This window comes from Chromohalobacter nigrandesensis, assembly GCF_023061285.1.
Classification (GTDB): Bacteria; Pseudomonadota; Gammaproteobacteria; order Pseudomonadales; family Halomonadaceae; genus Chromohalobacter; species Chromohalobacter nigrandesensis.
Genome location: NZ_JAKGAM010000006.1, coordinates 53117 through 72708, shown reverse-complemented (window position 1 = coordinate 72708; position 19592 = coordinate 53117). Strand labels below are relative to the sequence as shown.

General features: G+C 62.1%; 18 protein-coding genes and 3 tRNA genes. 17 read left to right on the top strand and 4 right to left on the bottom strand.

The window, feature by feature from the left end; translation table 11 throughout:
• Positions 1-211: 211 nt before the first annotated feature.
• Positions 212-535, bottom strand: a complete 324-nt coding sequence (fdxA, locus tag L1073_RS09475; protein ID WP_246898753.1) for a ferredoxin FdxA — start codon at positions 533-535, stop codon at positions 212-214.
• Between the two features lie 181 nt (positions 536-716).
• Positions 717-3296, bottom strand: coding sequence for a DNA mismatch repair protein MutS (mutS, locus tag L1073_RS09470; RefSeq protein WP_246898751.1), 2580 nt, complete (start codon positions 3294-3296; stop codon positions 717-719).
• Positions 3297-3322: 26 nt separating this feature from the next.
• Between mutS and L1073_RS09465 the strand changes: the two genes are divergently transcribed.
• The 9 genes from L1073_RS09465 (at position 3323) to L1073_RS09425 (ending at position 10838) form a co-directional block, all read left to right on the top strand.
• Complete coding sequence (locus tag L1073_RS09465) at positions 3323-3979, top strand: CinA family protein (RefSeq protein WP_425531575.1); 657 nt, start codon at positions 3323-3325, stop codon at positions 3977-3979.
• A 138-nt stretch (positions 3980-4117) separates the two neighbouring features.
• Positions 4118-5194, top strand: a complete 1077-nt coding sequence (recA, locus tag L1073_RS09460) for a recombinase RecA (RefSeq protein ID WP_246898749.1) — start codon at positions 4118-4120, stop codon at positions 5192-5194.
• A 2-nt stretch (positions 5195-5196) separates the two neighbouring features.
• Positions 5197-5655 (top strand): regulatory protein RecX, encoded by a 459-nt coding sequence (locus L1073_RS09455; RefSeq protein WP_246898748.1) that lies wholly within the window; start codon positions 5197-5199, stop codon positions 5653-5655.
• A gap of 205 nt (positions 5656-5860) precedes the next feature.
• On the top strand, positions 5861-8467 hold the full coding sequence (gene alaS / locus L1073_RS09450) for an alanine--tRNA ligase (protein WP_246898746.1): 2607 nt from the start codon (positions 5861-5863) through the stop codon (positions 8465-8467).
• A 79-nt stretch (positions 8468-8546) separates the two neighbouring features.
• Positions 8547-9791: an aspartate kinase gene (locus L1073_RS09445; RefSeq protein ID WP_246898744.1), complete on the top strand. Its 1245-nt coding sequence runs from the start codon at positions 8547-8549 to the stop codon at positions 9789-9791.
• A gap of 218 nt (positions 9792-10009) precedes the next feature.
• Complete coding sequence (gene csrA / locus L1073_RS09440; RefSeq protein ID WP_246898743.1) at positions 10010-10207, top strand: carbon storage regulator CsrA; 198 nt, start codon at positions 10010-10012, stop codon at positions 10205-10207.
• Between the two features lie 227 nt (positions 10208-10434).
• Positions 10435-10527, top strand: a tRNA-Ser gene (locus L1073_RS09435).
• Positions 10528-10577: 50 nt separating this feature from the next.
• Positions 10578-10654: transfer RNA gene (locus L1073_RS09430), tRNA-Arg, on the top strand.
• 107 nt (positions 10655-10761) lie between these two features.
• Positions 10762-10838 (top strand) — tRNA-Arg (locus tag L1073_RS09425).
• Between the two features lie 107 nt (positions 10839-10945).
• Here the strand turns inward: L1073_RS09425 and L1073_RS09420 are convergent.
• Entirely contained in the window at positions 10946-11296 is a 351-nt protein-coding gene (locus L1073_RS09420; RefSeq protein ID WP_246898741.1) for a hypothetical protein, read from the bottom strand.
• A complete protein-coding gene (locus L1073_RS09415; RefSeq protein ID WP_246898739.1) occupies positions 11289-11762 on the bottom strand; it encodes a hypothetical protein in 474 nt (157 codons plus the stop codon). Before L1073_RS09415 ends, L1073_RS09420 begins: the two co-directional genes overlap by 8 nt.
• Before the next feature lie 234 nt (positions 11763-11996).
• On the opposite strand from L1073_RS09415, the gene L1073_RS09410 reads away from it, so the two are divergent.
• The 8 genes from L1073_RS09410 (at position 11997) to L1073_RS09375 (ending at position 19592) form a co-directional block, all read left to right on the top strand.
• Positions 11997-12344: a PepSY domain-containing protein gene (locus L1073_RS09410; RefSeq protein ID WP_425531574.1), complete on the top strand. Its 348-nt coding sequence runs from the start codon at positions 11997-11999 to the stop codon at positions 12342-12344.
• Positions 12341-13012: a winged helix-turn-helix domain-containing protein gene (locus L1073_RS09405; RefSeq protein ID WP_246898737.1), complete on the top strand. Its 672-nt coding sequence runs from the start codon at positions 12341-12343 to the stop codon at positions 13010-13012. The genes L1073_RS09410 and L1073_RS09405 overlap by 4 nt, the downstream gene beginning before the upstream one ends.
• A complete protein-coding gene (locus L1073_RS09400) occupies positions 13009-14391 on the top strand; it encodes a sensor histidine kinase (protein ID WP_246898735.1) in 1383 nt (460 codons plus the stop codon). The genes L1073_RS09405 and L1073_RS09400 overlap by 4 nt, the downstream gene beginning before the upstream one ends.
• Before the next feature lie 106 nt (positions 14392-14497).
• Positions 14498-15457: a sugar-binding transcriptional regulator gene (locus L1073_RS09395; protein ID WP_040239644.1), complete on the top strand. Its 960-nt coding sequence runs from the start codon at positions 14498-14500 to the stop codon at positions 15455-15457.
• Between the two features lie 114 nt (positions 15458-15571).
• Complete coding sequence (locus tag L1073_RS09390; protein ID WP_246898734.1) at positions 15572-16882, top strand: ABC transporter substrate-binding protein; 1311 nt, start codon at positions 15572-15574, stop codon at positions 16880-16882.
• 78 nt (positions 16883-16960) lie between these two features.
• Positions 16961-17746 carry a carbohydrate ABC transporter permease gene (locus L1073_RS09385; RefSeq protein ID WP_246898732.1) on the top strand — a complete coding sequence of 262 codons (786 nt, stop codon included), beginning with the start codon at positions 16961-16963 and terminating at the stop codon, positions 17744-17746.
• An 11-nt stretch (positions 17747-17757) separates the two neighbouring features.
• Positions 17758-18900: an ABC transporter ATP-binding protein gene (locus L1073_RS09380; RefSeq protein ID WP_246898730.1), complete on the top strand. Its 1143-nt coding sequence runs from the start codon at positions 17758-17760 to the stop codon at positions 18898-18900.
• Between the two features lie 11 nt (positions 18901-18911).
• Positions 18912-19592 (top strand): HAD family hydrolase, encoded by a 681-nt coding sequence (locus L1073_RS09375; protein WP_246898728.1) that lies wholly within the window; start codon positions 18912-18914, stop codon positions 19590-19592.

Below are 19592 nucleotides of genomic sequence, written 5' to 3'. Positions count from 1 at the left end.
GGCAGATTGGGATGCAGCAGGGTGCGTCTGTCGTGGAGGGAGCCCATGGCAGGCATGGAGCGCACCTAGGGAGTCGAGCGGAGGGAGCCGCTCAGGGATGAATGGGATGCAGCGGCCTTCGGGCCGCTTTTTTTTGGCCTGCCTTCTCGACGAAAAAAAGCCGACCTTGTCGAAAGGCCGGCCTTGTGTCGCGCGCCGAGAATGCTGTAAGTCAGCGTTCGAGGTATTGCAACTTGTCGGGGCTACCGTCCCACTGCTCCGCCTCGGGCAGGGGATCCTTCTTTTCGCTGATGTTGGGCCAGATCTCGGAAAGCTCGGCATTGAGCTCGGTAAAGTCCTTCTGATCATCCGGAAGCTCATCCTCCGAATATATCGCCTCCGCCGGACACTCGGGCTCGCACAGCGCGCAGTCGATACACTCGTCGGGATGAATCACCAGAAAGTTGGGCCCTTCGTAGAAGCAGTCCACGGGACATACTTCGACGCAGTCGGTGTATTTGCAGCGGATGCAGTTTTCGGTGACGACGAATGTCATGGGGATCTCCTGAATCTCGGTCGCGGCAGCGCTCAAGGGTGACAGTACGGTTATAAACGGGCGGCGATTTATAATGGCGTATTCTAATGGCGCCACATTTTAGTCGCGCCCCCGGCGCGCGGGCAAGCCAGCGCCATAAACGTTTTGGAATGGCCTCATAGCCAAACGTCCCCACGCCTCCTCAACACTGCCCGCGCCACTCATAGAGCAAGGCCATGGCCTGGCGTGGGGAAAGGTCGTCGAGGTCGAGCTTTTCCAGGGCCTCGATGACCGGGTGCGGCGCACTGGCAAAAAGGTCTGCCTGTTGCGGTTTGGGCGCGTCGCCCTCGTGGGTGGCGCCACGAGCGCTGGCTTGATGGACTTCCTGCTGCTCCAGAGTGGCGAGCTTCTCGCGTGCTCGTGCCACGACGCGAGGCGGTACGCCGGCGAGTTGCGCGACCTGCAGACCGTAGCTCTGGCTTGCGGGACCTTCCTCGACACGGTGCATGAAAACGATGCCATCCTGATGTTCGGCGGCCGTCAGATGCACGTTGGCCACGCCGTCGTAGGGTTCCGTCAGCGCGGTCATCTCGAAGTAGTGTGTGGCGAAGAGCGTGAACGCGCGTCGCTCGACCAGGTGTTCGGCGCTGGCCCAGGCCAGCGAGAGGCCGTCGAAGGTGCTGGTGCCGCGACCGATCTCGTCCATCAGCACCAGGCTGTGCTCGGTGGCGTTATGCAGGATAGTCGCGGTTTCGGTCATCTCCACCATGAAGGTCGAGCGGCCGCCGGCTAGATCGTCACTGGAGCCGATACGCGTGAAGATGCGATCCACGGGGCCGATCTCGGCATCGTCGGCAGGCACGCAACTGCCGGTATGTGCGAGCAGCGCGATCAAGGCCGCCTGGCGCATGTAGGTCGACTTCCCGCCCATGTTGGGCCCGGTGATGACCAGCAAGCGCCGCGTTTCATCCAGCGTCAGGTCATTGGGCACGAATGGGTGGTCGCTGACGTGCTCGACCACGGGATGACGCCCGCCATGAATGCGCAGGCCAGGCTGATCGCTCAGCCGGGGGCGTACGAAATCCAGCGCCAGCGCGCGTTCGGCGAAACATGCCAGCACGTCGAGGGTCGCCAGGGCGCGTGCGGTGCCCTGTAGTGCTTGCAGATCGACGTTGAGGGTTTCCAGCAAGCCGTCGTAGAGCAGCTTCTCGCGGGCCAGTGAGCGCGACTTGGCCGAGAGTGCCTTGTCCTCGAATTCCTTGAGCTCGGGGATGATGAAGCGTTCGGCGTTTTTCAGCGTCTGGCGACGAATATACTCGGCCGGGGCCTCGCGAGCCTGGGCGCGGGGGATCTCGATAAAGTAACCGTGGACGCGATTGTAGCCGACCTTGAGGCCGGCCAGACCGGTGCGTTCGCGCTCGCGGGTCTCGAGCTCGACCAGGTAGTCGCCGGCATGCTCGGCCAGGCCTCGGTATTCGTCGAGCTCCTCGTCGAAACCGGTCGCAATCACCCCGCCGTCGCGGATCACCACGGGCGGGTTGTCCATCAGCGCACGGGTCAGCGTGTCGGCCAGTTCGGGGTACGGCCGGATATGGTGCTTGAGTTCGTCGATGGCGGTGCCGTCGTCGAGCTCGGCCAGGTCGCGTTCCAGCGCCGGCAGGGCGTTGAGGGCATCGCGCAAGCGTGCCAGGTCGCGGGGCCGGGCGCTGTAGAGGGCCACGCGGGCAAGGATGCGCTCGACGTCGCCGATCGCCTTGAGCGGCTCGCGCAGGGCAGCATAACGATCGTCGTCGATGAGGCTCTGTACCGCCGCCTGACGCGCCTGGACCTGGGCGGTATCGCGCAGTGGCCGGTTCAGCCAGCGCTTCAACTGGCGCGACCCCATGGCCGTGGCGGTGGTATCCAGCACGCTGGCCAGCGTATTCTCGACGCCGCCGCCGAGGTTGATGTCGATCTCGAGATTGCGGCGACTGGCGGCGTCGATCACCACCGCCTCGTCGCGATTTTCCACGGCGATGCCGGTGACGTGCGGCAGGCGCGAGCGCTGGGTATCGCGGGCGTAGTCGATGAGCACGCCGGCGGCGGTCAGCGCGGTGGTGAGGTGCGCGCAGCCGAAGCCGCGCAAGTCGGCCACGCCGAATTGATCGCACAGCAAGCGCTGAGCGCTCTCCAGGTCGAACAGCCAGTCGCCCTGGCGGCGAAAGCCGGGACGCTCAGCGAGGGTCGGCGGCAGCGAAAGACTCTCCGCAGCGAGCAGTTCGGCGGGGTCGAGGCGCTGGATCTCGGACAGCAGGTCGCTCTCGCCATCGACTTCGAGCACGCTGAAATGGCCGCTGGAAAGCTCCAGCCAGGCCAGGCCCCAGCGCTCGCCGTGAGGATGCACGGCAAGCACGAGATTGTCGCGGCGCGCGTCGAGCAAGGCTTCATCGTGCAGAGTGCCTGGCGTGACGATGCGCACGACCTGACGATCCACGGGTCCCTTGGCCGTGCTGGGGTCGCTCATCTGCTCGCAGATGGCCACCGATTCCCCGGATTTGACCAGCCGCGCCAGATAGCCTTCGGCGCTATGATACGGCACACCGGCCATGGGAATAGGCTTGCCCGCCGATTGGCCACGTTGGGTCAGGGTTATATCGAGCAATTGGGCGGCGCGCTTGGCGTCTTCATAAAACAGCTCGTAGAAATCGCCCATGCGATAGAAGAGCAGCACCTCGGGATGCTCGCGCTTGATCTTCAGGTACTGGGCCATCATCGGCGTATGCTGGGCAGAGGCCTGGCTCATGCGAATCCTTGTCGTGCCGGTGGCTGATGTTGCCAAATGGGATCAAGGCGACGCGACGCTGGACGCGCCTGCAAACGTTCGCCAAAGCCTCTATTCTACGCATTCGGGTGGGCGGCGTCAGTGGCATGCCGCTCAAGATGGCAACCGGGGGACATGATATGGCGGTGACGCTGACAGCATGGCAAGCTTTTTCGCTCGAGGCATTGTCCGAGCGCCTGGGGCGCGCCTGTCTCGCGGCGAATGCCAGCGTGACGGCGGCGGAGTCCTGCACCGGCGGCGGTGTGGCCAGTGCGATTACCGATATTGCCGGCAGCTCCGCGTATTTCGAGACCGGCTACGTGACCTATGCCAATGGCGCCAAGCAGCGGCTATTGGGTGTGCGTGACGCGACCCTTGCCGAGCACGGAGCGGTCAGTGCCAAAACCGTGGTCGAAATGGTGGCGGGGGCGTGTTGCGACAGTGGTGCCACGCTGGGTGTGGCGATCAGCGGTATCGCCGGCCCTGGTGGCGGTAGCCCCGGCAAGCCGACAGGCACGATATGGTTTGCCTGGGGCGATGAGCGGCAACAGGAAGTAGAATGCCATCACCTGGCAGGATCGCGTAGTGAAGTGCGTCACCAGGCAGTACGCGTGGCGTTGATCGGCCTGATCGACAGGTTTGAGAAAATGGTATCGACAGCGTGATATCGGGTGAAAAGCAGAGGTAGGCGGCGAGGAATTTTTTCGTCATACTACTGTCTAGTCATACAGTATTTCGCGGTCGGCGCCGACATGCGTTTGTGCCGCCGTGCGAGCTTCGACGTCCTTCGATAGGAGACCTTCATGGCACAGGACGACAACCGTTCCAAGGCGCTCAACGCAGCGCTTTCCCAGATCGAGCGCCAGTTCGGCAAGGGCGCCGTGATGCGTCTTGGAGATACGCCGCGCGTGGCGCTGCCCGCCGTATCCACCGGCTCGCTGGGGCTGGATATTGCGCTTGGTGTGGGCGGCTTGCCGCTGGGTCGCGTGGTCGAGATCTTCGGCCCCGAATCCTCGGGCAAGACCACCATGACATTGTCGGTGATCGCTCAGGCACAAAAGCAAGGCAAGACCTGTGCCTTCGTCGATGCCGAGCACGCGCTGGACCCCAGCTACGCCGAAAAGCTGGGTATCAACCTCGACGATCTGCTGGTCTCGCAGCCGGATACCGGTGAACAGGCACTGGAAATCTGCGACATGCTGGTACGCTCCGGCGGTGTCGATGTGATCGTCGTCGATTCGGTTGCGGCTCTCACGCCGCGTGCCGAGATCGAGGGCGAAATGGGCGATGCCCATGTTGGCCTGCAGGCGCGCTTGATGTCTCAAGCGCTGCGCAAGATCACCGGCAATATCAAGAACGCTAACTGCATGGTGATGTTCGTCAACCAGATCCGCATGAAGATCGGTGTGATGTTCGGGAGTCCCGAGACCACCACCGGCGGCAACGCGCTGAAGTTCTATTCCAGTGTGCGCCTGGATATCCGCCGGACTGGCTCGGTGAAGCAGGGCGACGAGGTGACCGGCAACGAAACCCGTGTCAAGGTCGTCAAGAACAAGGTTGCGCCGCCGTTCCGCCAAGCCGAGTTCCAGATCCTCTATGGCAAGGGCATCTACCATGCCGGCGAGGTCGTTGATCTCGGCGTGCAGCAAGGCTTGGTCGACAAGGCGGGTGCCTGGTACAGCTACCAAGGCAGCAAGATCGGTCAGGGCAAGGCCAACGCCGCTCAGTTTCTCGAGGACAATCCGGCGATCATGGACGAGATCGAAACCGAGATTCGCGCGCGGTTGCTGTCCACGCCCAAGGCGGAGGACGACAAGCCGGAGGAGGGTGCCAGCGAAGATAAGGCCGCAGCGACCCAGAACGACGATAGCCTGTTGTAACCATGGATAAGCAAGAGGCGACACCTCGCGATGATGCCATCCGCCTGCTGGCGCGTCGCGATTACTCGCAGGCTGAGCTGGTGTCGCGGCTGACGACGCGGGGGCATGAACGCGCCGATATCGCGTTGGCGCTGGATGGTCTGGCCGAGGAAGGCTTGCAGTCCGATGCACGCTTCGCCGAGCAATTCGTGCGGTCGCGCTTGTTTCGGGGCCAAGGGGAGATGAAGATTCGTGCCGAGTTGAGTGCGCGTGGCGTCACCGATGAGATGGCGCGCGAGGCACTCGACGGCGAGGCCCCCGATTGGCATCGCCTGGCGTGCGAGGCCTTGGCCAAGCGCTTCGACTCACCCGGCCGCGAGCCGCGTGAACGTGCCAAGCGCGAGCGGTTTCTGGCCTCCCGCGGTTTCGATTTCGATCAGGTGCGTCATGCCATGGCACATGCCTGGGATATGGACCATTAGCGCGCCTGCCACCACGCGTGTACCTTCCGCCGGTATTTCGGCACCTCTTTAGTCCCCCGTCGAACGCGTTATACTAGTGTGCCTTGCGATGGTTCAGGGCGACTCGTTTTCCGTCATTCGCCGACTTTCGCGTTTCTCGCCCACCGCTTGTCCGGTCGGGCCGCGCGTGCCCGCAGCGCCTAACGCACACCGCCACGGAATTTCTATGAAAAGCGCAGACATCAGACAAGCCTTTCTGACGTTCTTCGAGGAGCACGGCCATACCATCGTGCCGTCGAGTTCGCTCGTGCCTGACAACGATCCGACGTTGCTGTTCACCAATGCCGGCATGGTGCCGTTCAAGGACGTCTTCCTGGGGCGTGATCCGCGTCCCTACGTACGTGCCACCTCCCCGCAGCGTTGCGTGCGTGCCGGGGGCAAGCACAACGATCTGGATAACGTCGGCTATACCGCGCGTCACCATACGTTCTTCGAGATGCTGGGCAACTTCAGCTTCGGCGATTATTTCAAGCGTGATGCGATCGGCTTCGCGTGGTCGTTCTTGACCGAACGCCTGGGGCTGCCCGCCGACAAGCTGTGGGTCACCGTTCACGTCAGCGACGACGAAGCCGAACGGATCTGGAAAGACGAGATCGGTGTCGATCCGGCGCGTTTCTCCAAGCTCGACGAGGACAACTTCTGGCAGATGGGCGATACCGGTCCCTGTGGCCCGTCATCCGAGATTTTCTACGATCATGGACCTGAGGTCGCGGGCGGCCCACCGGGAAGCCCCGATGAGGACGGCGATCGCTACATCGAGATCTGGAACCTGGTATTCATGCAGTTCGATCGCGACAGCAGCGGGACGCTGAACCCGCTGCCCAAGCCGTCCATCGATACCGGCATGGGCCTGGAGCGCGTCGCGGCGGTGATGCAGGGCGTGCATTCCAACTATGAGATTGACCTGTTCCAGAATCTGCTCGATGCCTCGGCAGAGGCCACGGGCTACGCCGATACCAGCGCGCCGTCGCTACGCGTGATCGCGGATCATATCCGTTCCTGCGCCTTCTTGATCACCGACGACGTGCTGCCGTCCAACGAAGGGCGCGGTTACGTGCTGCGTCGCATCATTCGTCGCGCCATCCGCCATGGCCACAAGCTCGGTACCCGCGAGCCGTTCTTCCATAAGCTGGTGGCGGCGCTGGATGCCGAGATGGGCGATGCCTATCCGGAGTTGCGCAAGACACGCACCCAGATCGAGAAGGTGCTGCTCAAGGAAGAAGAGCAGTTCGCGCGCACGCTGGATCATGGCATGGGACTGCTGACGGAGGCGCTGGACTCGCTCGAGGGCGAGGTGCTGCCGGGCGAGACCGTCTTCAAGCTCTATGATACCTACGGCTTTCCGTTCGATTTGACGGCGGATGTCTGCCGTGAGCGGGGCGTGACGCCGGATGAGGTCGGCTTCCAGCGTGAGCTCGAGGCGCAGCGCGAGCGTGCCCGTGCGGCCAGTCAATTCGGCGCCGATTATACGGCGGCGCTGGAGCTCGAGGGCGAAACGGCCTTCACCGGTTATGATCGCTTGGAAGACGAGGCCCGTGTCACCGCTCTGGTGGATCGCGAGGGCAATGCGCTGGCGACACTCGAGGCCGGCCGGCAGGGCGTCGTGGTGCTGGATCGCACGCCGTTCTATGGCGAATCGGGCGGGCAGGCCGGCGACACCGGTTACTTGAACGCCAACGGCATGCGCTTCCAGGTGACCGATACCCAGAAGCAGGGCGGGCATCATCTGCATCATGGCGTGCTCGTCGAGGGGCGGCTCGACGTGGGCGACAGTGTCACCCCGCAGGTCGATGCCAGCCTGCGCGCGGCGACCATGCGCAACCATTCGGCGACGCACCTGTTGCACGAGGCGCTCAAGCAAGTTCTGGGCGAGCACGTACAGCAGAAAGGCTCGTTGGTAACGGCGGAGCGTCTGCGCTTCGACTTCAGCCACTTCGAGGCAATGACGTCGGCGCAGCTCGACGAGGTCGAGCGTATCGTCAATGCGCAGATCCTCGCCAACGCCGACACGCGCATCGAGCAAATGACGCTCGACGAGGCCAAGGCCAAAGGCGCCGCAGCGCTCTTTGAGGCCAAGTATGCCGATAACGTGCGCGTGCTGACCATTGGTGCCGATGACTTCTCCATCGAACTGTGTGGCGGCACACACGTGGCGCGCAGTGGTGATATCGGTTGCTTCCACATTCTCAGCGAGGCGGGGGTCGCCGCAGGCGTGCGCCGCGTCGAGGCCGTCACAGGCGAAGGCGCCCTGGCGTATTTCCGCGATCAGGAAGCCAAGGTCACGCGTATCGCCGAGCATCTCAAGGCCAAACCCGAGCAGGTAGAGTCACGTCTCGAGGCGACGCTCGAGCGCAATCGCAGCTTGGAGAAGGAGCTCGAGCGGCTCAAGGCCAAGCTGGCGAGTGCCGCAAGCGGCGACATGCTGGCCGAGGTGCGTGAGGTGGCGGGCGTCAAATTGCTCGCCAAGCAGGTCGAAGGCATCGGTGGCAAGGAACTGCGCGGCTTGCTCGATCAGCTCAAGAACAAGCTGGGGTCGGGGGTCATCGTGCTGGGCGTGGCCGGCGACGAAAAGGTCAGCCTGATCGCCGGAGTGACTGACGATTTGACCGCGCGCCTCAAGGCCGGCGACCTGGTCAAGCATGTCGCCGAGCAGGTCGGCGGCAAGGGCGGTGGCCGGGCCGACATGGCGCAGGCGGGAGGGTCACGGCCTCAGGCGTTGCCTGATGCCTTGTCGAGTGTACCGAGTTGGGTCGAGGCCCGGCTCGGCGAGTGAGATCGTGAAGAGGGTCGTGCGCATGGCGCCGGCCCTCTTCTTCATTCATGCTTGGGAAAACCACCACGGATAGGCAGCTATGGCGCTATACGTACAGAAGTTCGGGGGGACCTCGGTGGGCTCGGTGGAGCGCATCAAGGCCGTCGCCGATAAAGTGAAGCGATTCCGCGACGAAGGCCATCAGGTGGTTGTCGTGGTGTCGGCAATGAGCGGGGAAACCAATCGGCTGATCGACCTGGCCAGCCAGATCAACGATGAGCCCACGCCGCGCGAGATGGATATGCTGGTGTCCACCGGCGAGCAGGTCACCAGCTCGCTACTGGCCCTGGCCCTGCACAAGCTGGGCGTGGCGGCGACCTCCTACACCGGCGGTCAGGTCGGCATCCAGACCGACAGCGCCCATACCAAGGCGCGTATCCAGCGTATCGAGACCGACGACATTCAGGCCGATCTCGACGACGGTCAGGTCGTGGTCGTGGCCGGCTTCCAAGGCGTCGACGACGAGGGCAACATTACCACGTTGGGACGCGGCGGTTCGGACACCACCGGCGTGGCCCTGGCGGCGGCGCTCAAGGCCGATGAATGCCAGATCTACACCGACGTGGACGGCGTGTATACCACCGACCCGCGGGTGTGTTCCAAGGCGCGCCGTCTTTCGGGCATCACCGTCGAGGAAATGCTCGAGCTGGCCAGCCTGGGCTCCAAGGTATTGCAGATTCGCGCCGTCGAATTTGCGGGTAAATACAACGTACCGTTGCGCGTGCTGTCCAGTTTCGAGGACGGCCCCGGTACCCTGATCGTCGCTGAAGAAGAAGAGGCCTCCATGGAAGAACCGCTGATCTCCGGTATTGCCTTCACCTCCAGTGAAGCCAAGCTGACGTTGCTCAATACCCCCGATGTGCCGGGCGTGGCGTCCAAGATCCTGGGGCCCATCGCCGATGCCAACATCGAAATCGACATGATCGTGCAGAACGTGGCTCCTGCCGGTGACTACACCGACTTCACGTTCACCGTGGCCAAGAACGATTTCAAGCAGACACGAAGCATCCTGCAGGATCAGGTGATCCCGGCGCTGGGCGGTGGTGAGCTGCGTGGCGACGAGAATATCGCCAAGGTCTCGTTGGTCGGTGTGGGCATGCGTTCGCATGCTGGGGTGGCGTCCAAGATGTTCCGTGTATTGGCCGACGAAAACATCAACATTCGTATGGTCTCTACCTCGGAAATCAAGATCTCCGTGGTCATCGACGAGAAGCAGATGGAGCTGGCCGTGCGCGCGTTGCACTCCGCCTTCGGGCTCGATAAAGACAGTATACAGGGCGAATAAGCAAAGAAATTTGGCCTTCCTGGCCCATTGGCTTCTACGCTGAGGGTGGCGTCAGGACGACGCCGGAAGGCCAGATGCGGCCTTTCATTCAGCGCATCGGTGGATGCAGAGTACGCGCCATTGGCTCTCGGGGCCTGTATGACGCATAATTCGCCTTCGTACTGTCGCTTGGCGGTGCATGCATCCCGTTGGAAGAAAGCCTGAGAAGGAGATCAGACATGCTCATCCTGACCCGTCGCGTCGGTGAAACACTGATGATCGGCGACGACATCACCGTTACGGTCCTAGGTGTAAAAGGCAATCAGGTCCGTATCGGCGTCAATGCGCCCAAGGACGTAGCCGTACATCGCGAAGAGATCTATCAACGCATTCAGCGTGAGAAGACCGATAGCGAAGACGGTGGTTCAAGCGTTTGAAGTAACGCATGCGTGGAACCGTCTGAGCTGGTGAAGTCGTCCCCTTTATCCGCTCGGGCTTATAGACTCGCACGCTTTCTGGATTGAGCAGTTTGACATGCATGCAGTACGTTAAGTGGGTCGTTTGCCAAGTAAATAGTGACGGTATTGATTGATATCAAAAGATTTTCAATCCGCTCTAGACAAGACCCCAGCATAATCGGTAACATACGCGCCGTGTTGATGAGGGAGAGATGGCCGAGTGGCTGAAGGCGCTCCCCTGCTAAGGGAGTATGGGGTTTGTAGCCCCATCGAGGGTTCGAATCCCTCTCTCTCCGCCATTCAACCGGATGCATTGCATCGAAGTAAAAGTTGTAGGAATTAAAGTATTGCGCCCGTAGCTCAGCTGGATAGAGTACCTGACTACGAATCAGGTGGTCGGAGGTTCGAATCCTCCCGGGCGCACCACTTTAAGACTCACGTGAGTGACAGTAAATCACGTGATGATGCCAATGAGAGAGCTTGGCTCTCGATACAACGCGAAACACGGCAGAGCTGGTCGTGCGTTGTGCAAAGCGCCCGTAGCTCAGCTGGATAGAGTACCTGACTACGAATCAGGTGGTCGGAGGTTCGAATCCTCCCGGGCGCACCAGATATCAAGCCCGTCCCTCCGGGGGCGGGCTTTTTCGTCTTAGTCGACGATCCTTCTTCCTTGATGGTGAGACCTGTAGATTGCAGGTAGGCAGTCGTATTCCTTGATCAGTCGTCCGACTTGACGCGGTAGTCGCCCTCGAGCACGCGAGAAGAATGCTTATCATCCGGCGATCGAGCGTTGTCCTGAGCGCCATTGCCGCCCGCCGGGCGCGCATGGTCGGCACGAAACGCCTCGGCGCGTTTCTTCATGCGGTGGCGCAAGAAGGGCAGCATCGCCCAGCCGATGACCAGGAAGAACAGGCCGAGCAGAGTACCGACGATCATCATCACGCCGAACAACAACCAGGTGGCGAGGAGTTTGAGCCCGCCAGCGCCCTGTGACGGACGCGCTCGACGCGCCCGTTCTTGCCATTGCTGTGCCGCCTGCCAGGCGGCATTTTGCTGTCGATTAGTCATGTTCCACTCCAGTGACCGTTAGGTCATTGCGCTCGAGGCGAATGTCGATCTCACTATTCTGGGCGTCGTAGCCTTCGATATCCACATGCCCTTCTTCATCGACATCCAGTTCGGAAAAGCGTTTCATGCCGGCGTCCTGAGCGTTGCCCAGTGCCTGGTGCAGTTCGTCGCTGGTCAGGCTCCAGTCGGGAACCGTATCCTTGTGCCGTTTCTCGTGCACCAGGCTGCCGTCCTCGATAAGCATGTCGATGTCGAGTTGCCAGCCGTCGTCACGCCAGCCTTCTATCTCGAGGCGGTTACCGTCATCGATGGCGACATCATCATAATGGGTGACACCGTATGTATCGGCGTCGTTGAGTAGCGACTCGAGTGCGTTGGAAGATAGGCTACCGTCATCGGCGAGCGCGGCAGTGGACAGCCCACCCGTGAGAACCATCGGCATCATCAGCATATGCATCGTCTTCATGATTCACTCCTGGCTTTCGCCTCAAGGCCGGTATGATAGAACCGCGACTGCGGATTAGGGATACGCTAACGCCGTCTACCTTGCAGTCACCTGAAAACGATGTTCATCTTTCATTCATGTGACCGAGCGTCGGACATGCGTGGCAGCGATGATCTCGAAAGCGTGGCAGGGGCCGATATGGAGTATCTAGCGCGCGATTATTCATGCTGCATTCATGTCGGCAGAGGCAAACTCATGTCCATGAAACGCTTCAATCGCTGTATCAAAGCGCTGATGCTGGTGGCGGTGGGTATCATGGCCTGCCAGTCACTGGTCGCGGCCGACGATGACGAATGGCGCTCACTGCACCGCGAAGTGGAGGAGGGGCGTGTGGTCGCACTGCCCAAGGTGCTCGACTGGCTCGAGCGGCATTATATAGGCCAGGTGCTAGAGGTTGAACTCGAGCGCGACGATGGTATACCGCGCTACGAAATCGACATGATCGGTCCGCAGGGGCAGGTGGTGGAATTCGAATTCGATGCCACGAGCGGGGAAATGATTGGTATCGAAGGGGTCAATATCGATGGGATGACACGTCAATGAAGCTGTTGCTGGTCGAGGATGATACCGCGCTGGCACAGGCGCTCGGCGAAGCGCTCGGGGAAGCGGGACTGCTGTGGGAGCATGCCGCGACCGGCGAGACGGCCGATTATCTGGTGCGCGTCGAATCCTATGACGCCGTGATACTCGATCTGGGTCTCCCCGATGGTGATGGCACGCGCTGGCTTGCGGCCTGGCGCGAGGATGGCATCGACTTGCCGGTATTGGTGCTCACGGCCCGCGAGCGCTGGTCGGACAAGGCGGCGGGCTTTTCCGCCGGCGCCGACGACTACGTCACCAAACCCTTCGAAACCGCCGAGGTGCTGTTTCGTCTGCGTGCCCTGGTGCGACGTAGCCACGGACATGCACACCCTATCCTCAGGCTGGGGGAACTGGCGCTGGATACGCATACCGGCAGCGTCACCCTGGCGGGACGCCCGATCACCTTGACGGCCCAGGAGTCGCGGCTGCTGGGCTATCTGCTGCATGCCGCGCCGCGCATCGTGACACGTATCGAACTTTCCGAGCATGTCTATGACCGTGACCATGAGCCCGACTCCAACGTCATCGATGTGCAGGTCAGTCGCCTGCGCCGTAAGCTCGGCAACCAGCGCATCGTGACCCTGCGCGGGCAGGGATATCGTCTGGTGGCGCCCGAGGATGAGCAATGAGTCGCTATCCTTGGCGACAACGTCTTGCGCGTACCTCGATTCGTGCCCGGTTGCTTATTGCTTCGCTATTGCTGGTCATGGTGGCGCTCCCCCTGGCGGGCTCGGGGCTTGCCTATAACTTTCGCGATTCCGTCACCACCGCCTTCGACGACCGTCTCGAATCGTTGCTCAATGTATTGCTGGCGGGTGTGCAGGTCGATGCTCAGAACGAAGAACTGCGTATGGCGCGCTCGCTGGGCGACCCGCGATTCGAGCGTGTCTTCTCGGGATGGTACTGGCAGATCAGTGCCGATGAGGGGCAAACGCTGACGTCGCGCTCGTTGTGGGATCAACGGCTACCGATCGATAACGCCACGGGCGTTGCCGTGAGCGAAGTCGAGGGCCCGCGTGGGGACGTGCTGCGCGTCATCGAGCGTGATATCCGCTTGCCGGGGCATGCCGAGACGCTGCATGTCAGTGTGGCGGCGTCACGCGAGGAGCTGGATACCGAGGTGGCACGTTTCGAGTGGCTGCTGGGGTTGTCGCTGCTGGCGCTGGGCGCCTTGCTGCTCGTCGGGCTGGCGGTTCAGATTCGTTGGGGACTGGCACCGTTGCGTCGCATGCATACCAATCTACGTGCGGTTGAATCCGGTGATGCCGACAGCCTCGAGACACGTTTCCTGCCCGACGAACTGGCGCGCCTGGCGCGTGCCATGAACGGGGTGCTGGAACGAGATAGGCGTCTGATCGAGCGCGGTCGCAATGCTGCCGGCAATCTGGCGCATGCACTCAAGACCCCGGTCAGCGTACTCACCACCCTTGCCGAACGCTTCCCGCCCGATACGCGCGACCGCCTGCACGGCGAGTTGGGGCGCATCGATGAGGCCGTTCGCCATCATCTTGCTCGGGCCTCGGCCGCCGGCGGGGTCGTTCTCGCCGGCAAGGTGGATGCTGCTCAAACCTTGGCGCCGGTGCTCGAGGGTTTGACGCGAATGGGGCAACGGCGCGGTGTTCAGTTGACGCAATCGTTGGCCGATGACCTCAAGGTGCGCATGGAGGCCCAGGATCTGCAGGAACTGGTCGGCAACCTTCTGGAGAATGCGCTGCGCTGGGCCGACAGCCAGGTCACCGTAAGCCTTCAGCCGCAGGCGGCAGGCGTCGAGTTGTTGATCGAGGACGACGGCCCCGGCATGAGCGAGGCACAACGTGACGCCGCCCTGGCGCGAGGTTCCCGCCTCGATGAACGACGCTCCGGTTCCGGGCTGGGCTTGGCCATTGTCGAGGATCTGATGACGCTATATGGCGGCCGGCTTTCGCTGTCACGTGCCTCGCTCGGTGGACTCGCCGCACGCGTCTGGCTGCCTGCGTCACCGGTAGCGCCGAGCGGTACCGAGTCCTGATCATCATCTGACGCAGTCGCGGCGTGCTTCCGATGGGCGCGTATTGTGCGTATGGCATGCGATTGCGATGATGCCGGCATTCTCCCTTCCAGCAGGAGCAGCGGCGATGGACAAGTACGAACTCAAACGCGAGCAGGCGGCGCGTGCGGCCTGGTTGTCCTATGTTGGGGGGCGCACCCAGGACGAAATCGCCGGTCAGTTGGGCGTCTCGCGCCCCGGTGTACAGCGCCTGTTGGCATTGGCGCGGCAGGAAGGGTTGGTCAAGGTGCACATCGACCATCCCATTTCCGGATGCATGGCGATGGGTGAGGCGATTCTCACCCATTTCGGGCTGGATTACTGCGATGTAGTGCCCAGCGACCCCGATGTGCCGGACAGCAGCCCGCGCTTCCTCGCCCAGGCGGGGGCCGAACGCCTGGCTGGGCTTCTCGATCGCCAGCAAGCGCTGACACTATCGCTGGGCACAGGGCGTTCGGTGCGCGCTACGGTGGAGGCCCTGAGCCGTCTGGATCGCTCGCAGCATCGCATCGTGTCGTTGGTCGGCAATGTCGCCCGTGACGGCTCTGCCAACCGCTACGATGGGGTGATGGTGCTGGCTGACAAGACCGGGGCGGAGCGTTTCCTGCTGCCGGCGCCGGTAGTCGCCGCCTCGGTGGAAGAAAAAGAAGCGCTGCTGGCCCAGCAGCTCGTGCAGGCGGTGTTCCATATTGCCCGCGAAGCAGAAACCGGCGTCATCGGCATCGGCCGTATCGATCCGCGCGCGACTCTGTTCCAGGATCATTTCATCAGTGAAGCCGAACTCAACGAGTTGCTCGAGGCCGGCGCCGTGGGGGAGTTGCTCGGCTGGCCGCTGGATACCCAAGGGCGGCTCATCGATTGTCCTATCACGCGCCGGATCACCAGCTTGCCGTTGTCGGCCCTCGGCGGTCAGCCGTTGATGGGCTTGGCTGGCGGACACGACAAGGGCCCGGCGATTCTGAGTGCCTTGCGGGGGGGCTGGCTCAAAGGGCTGGTCACCGATGAGGCGGCGGCACGCTATATCGTGTCCACATTGGGAGCTGCTTAGGCCAAAGTCTAAGCGTATGAGGTTTGCTTTTTTTGGCGCTGCAAATGATCATTTGAATACTCAATGAGTAGATTGATCAAAACAAGTTCAATAATTTCCACTCAGGAGCTCGCCATGTACCTCAAGCATGTATTCCCCCTGGCCGGGGCCGCGACATTGGCCTCGTTCGCCGCACATGCTGAAACCATCACCGTGGCCACGGTGAACAACAACGACATGATCATCATGCAGGGCCTGACCGACGAATTCGAAAAAGCCCACCCGGATGTCGATCTGGAATGGGTGGTGCTCGAGGAAAACGTGCTGCGTCAGCGCCTGACCACTGACATCGCCACCGATGGCGGTCAGTTCGATGTCATGACCATCGGCACCTATGAAGTGCCGATCTGGGCCAATCAGGACTGGTTGGTCGAACTCGACGACCTTCCCGAAAGCTATAACGAGCAGGACCTGCTCAAGCCGATCCGCGACGGCTTGAGCCAGGACGGTTCGCTATATGCGCTGCCGTTCTACGGCGAGAGCTCGATGATGTATTACCGCACCGGTCTCTTCGAAAAAGCCGGCATCGAGATGTCCGATCAACCGACCTGGGACCAGGTTCAGGATTGGGCGAGCCAGATCAACGACCCCGACAACGACGTTTACGGCATCTGCCTGCGCGGCAAGCCGGGCTGGGGCGAGAACATGGCTTTCGTCTCGACATTGGTGAATACCTTCGGCGGCCGTTGGTTCGACGAAGACTGGCATCCGGAAATCAATTCGCCGGAGTGGAAGGAAGCGGTCAGCTTCTACGTCAATCTGATGAACAAATACGGCCCGCCGGGCGCGACCTCCAACGGCTTCAACGAGAATCAGGCGCTGTTCTCCAGCGGCAAGTGCGGCATGTGGGTCGATGCTACCTCGGCTGCCGGCAAGTTTTATGATGCCGATGAGTCGCAGGTAGCTGACAAGTTGGGCTTCGCTCCCGCACCGATTGCCAAGACCCCGAAGGGGGCCAACTGGCTATGGTCGTGGACGCTGGCGATTCCTGCCTCGTCGGATTCCAAGGACGCCGCCAAGACCTTCATTACCTGGGCGACCTCGCAGGACTACATCGAACTGGTCGGTGAGCAAGAAGGCTGGACCAGCGTGCCCCCGGGCACTCGTGAGTCGACCTACGAAAATTCCAAGTATCAAAAAGCCGCGCCGTTCGCCGATTTCGTGCTGAACGCCATCCAGACTGCCGACCCGACCGACTCGACGCTCAAGCCGAGCCCGTATATCGGCGTGCAGACCGTCAATATTCCCGAGTTCCAGTCGGTGGGTACCCAGGTCGGGCAGATGATCGGCGCCGCGCTTTCCGGCGAGCAGTCGGTCGATGCTGCCCTCGATCAGGCCCAACACTCGGTCGAACGTACCATGCGTCAGGCCGGTTACTACGACTAACAGATAGCGTCCCACATCGGCCGGATCGTCATGCTCCGGCCGCATTTTCCGACTCGTTTCCTTCAGTAGGGCATTCCCATGCGCGAGAGAACGTCTGGACGAACCGTCGGCGGCTTCCGCAACCTGTTCCTGCAGGGCCCGGCGGTTACCCTGTTGCTGCTGTGGATGCTGGTGCCGCTGGGCATGACCCTGTGGTTCTCCTTCCAGCGCTATAACCTGATCAACCCCATGATTTCCGGCTTCGCCGGCTGGGACAATTACACCTATCTGCTCACCGACCCGGCCTTGTGGACGGTGATGGGCAACACGCTGCTGCTGGTCGGCTGGGTGCTGGCGGTCAGCGTGATCGGCGGCACGCTGCTGTGGATGCTTTCCACCAAGATGCTGCCACCGGTGGGTGTACTGATGCCGGTCTATCTGTTGTTCCGCGACATGGGGCTGCTCGACTCGCCGCTCGGACTAACCATCGTCTACATGCTGATGAACCTGCCGATCGTGGTGTGGATGCTTTACACCTTCTTCAAGGATATTCCCAAGGACATCCTCGAAGCGGGGCGCATGGACGGTGCTGGTACTCTGCAGGAAGTGCTCTACCTGTTGTTGCCGCTGACCCTGCCGGGGATCGCTTCCACCGGGCTGTTGTCGGTCATCCTGAGCTGGAACGAGGCCTTCTGGAGCCTCAACCTGACGACCTCGGATGCTGCCCCGCTGACTGCTTTCATCGCCTCCTTCTCGAGTCCCGAAGGGCTGTTCTGGGCCAAGTTATCCGCCGCCTCGACGCTGGCCATCGCGCCGATCCTGATCTTCGGTTGGATGACCCAGAAACAGATGGTTCGTGGTCTCACCTTCGGCGCCGTCAAATAAGGAATTCCGCCATGGCAACGCTACAACTCAACGACATCGTCAAGGACTTCGGCGGCACTCAGGTGATCAAGGGCGTCGACCTCGAGGTCAAGGATCGCGAATTCGTGGTCTTCGTCGGCCCGTCGGGCTGCGGCAAGTCGACCCTGATGCGGATGATCGCCGGGCTCGAAAGTACCACCAGCGGTGAAATCTCCATCGATGGCGAGCGCATCAACGAGGTCGGGCCGGCCGATCGTGGTCTGGCGATGGTCTTCCAAAGCTACGCGCTCTACCCGCACATGACCGTCGAGGACAACATGGGCTTCAGTCTGCGCCTGGCCAAGGTGAAAAAGGCCGAGCGTCGCGAGAAGGTGCTCGCCGCCGCACGCATTCTGCAGCTCGAACCCTTGCTCGACCGCAAGCCCCGCGCACTCTCCGGTGGCCAGCGCCAGCGCGTGGCCATCGGCCGGGCGATCGTACGCAATCCCAGCATCTTCCTGTTCGACGAACCGTTGTCGAATCTCGATGCGGCGCTACGCGTGCAGATGCGCATCGAGCTGGCGCGACTGCACGAAGAACTCGACGCGACGATGATCTATGTCACTCACGATCAGATCGAGGCCATGACCATGGCCGACAAGATCGTCGTGCTGCAGGACGGCTTGGTCGAACAGATCGGCTCGCCGATGGAGCTCTACCACCACCCGTGCAACCGCTTCGTGGCCGGTTTCATCGGCTCACCGAAGATGAATTTCCTCGACGTCGAGGTCCGCGAGGCAAGCGGCGAAGGCATCAACGTGGCGCTGCCTGGCGGTGACTGCCGCGTGCCGGTCGATGGCAGTGGCGTCAGCGCCGGCGACACGCTGACGTTGGGCATCCGCCCCGAACACTTGAAGCTCGATGACGCGGGCCCGCTGACCGGCAAGATCGTGGTTATCGAGCGTCTCGGCGGGGTCACCTCACTGTATCTCGAGCACGGTGACAGCGAGTGGATTCTGGTCGCCGACGGCGATGTCGCTCACCGGGTGCACGACCAGGTGCGCTTTTCTTTCGACCCGACCTGCGGCCATCTCTTCAAGGGTGATGGCGAGGCGCTGAACCATCTGCACCGTCACCCGCTGGTCGACATCGACCGCAAGCAAAATCGCGTGTCCTCCCCCTCGGACGGCCAATGATGGAGTCGCCCATGGAGATGCTGATCTTCGATTGCGATGGCGTGCTGGTCGACAGCGAAGCCATCGCCGAGGCGGTGCTACACGAGTGTCTGACGGCTTGGTTACCCGACTTGGCTATCGGCGATGAGCTGCGCCATGCGTTAGGCATGACCACCCAGGCGATTCTCGAGCATCTCGCCGCCCACAGTGGCTATGCGTTGCCCGATGACGCCTTGACGCGTATCGATGCGGCGATCGAGATGCGCCTGGCCGAGGAACTCGAGGCGATGGCCGGCGTGGCGGCTGCCATCGAGGCGCTCGATTTGCCACTGGCGATCGTCTCCAACAGTCGCCGCCGCCGCGTCGTCGACTCGCTGGCCAACACCGGACTCGATGCACTGCTCGGCAAGGCGCCGCTGTTCACTGCTGAACAGGTCGCGCGCCCCAAGCCGGCGCCGGACGTCTACCGATTGGCGGCGCAGAGTCTCGGGGTGGTCCCCGAGGCCTGCCTGGTCATCGAAGACAGCGTGTCCGGTGCCCGTGCGGCATGTGCCGCCGGCATGACGGTGATCGGCTTTACCGGCGCCAGCCATATCGAATCCGGCCACGAAGAGCGGCTACGCGAGGCCGGTGCCTGGCAGGTGCTCACGCACATGGCGGAACTCGGCGCGCTGGTACAGCGCTGGCGTGATGAGCGACCGGGTGCGCGCTAG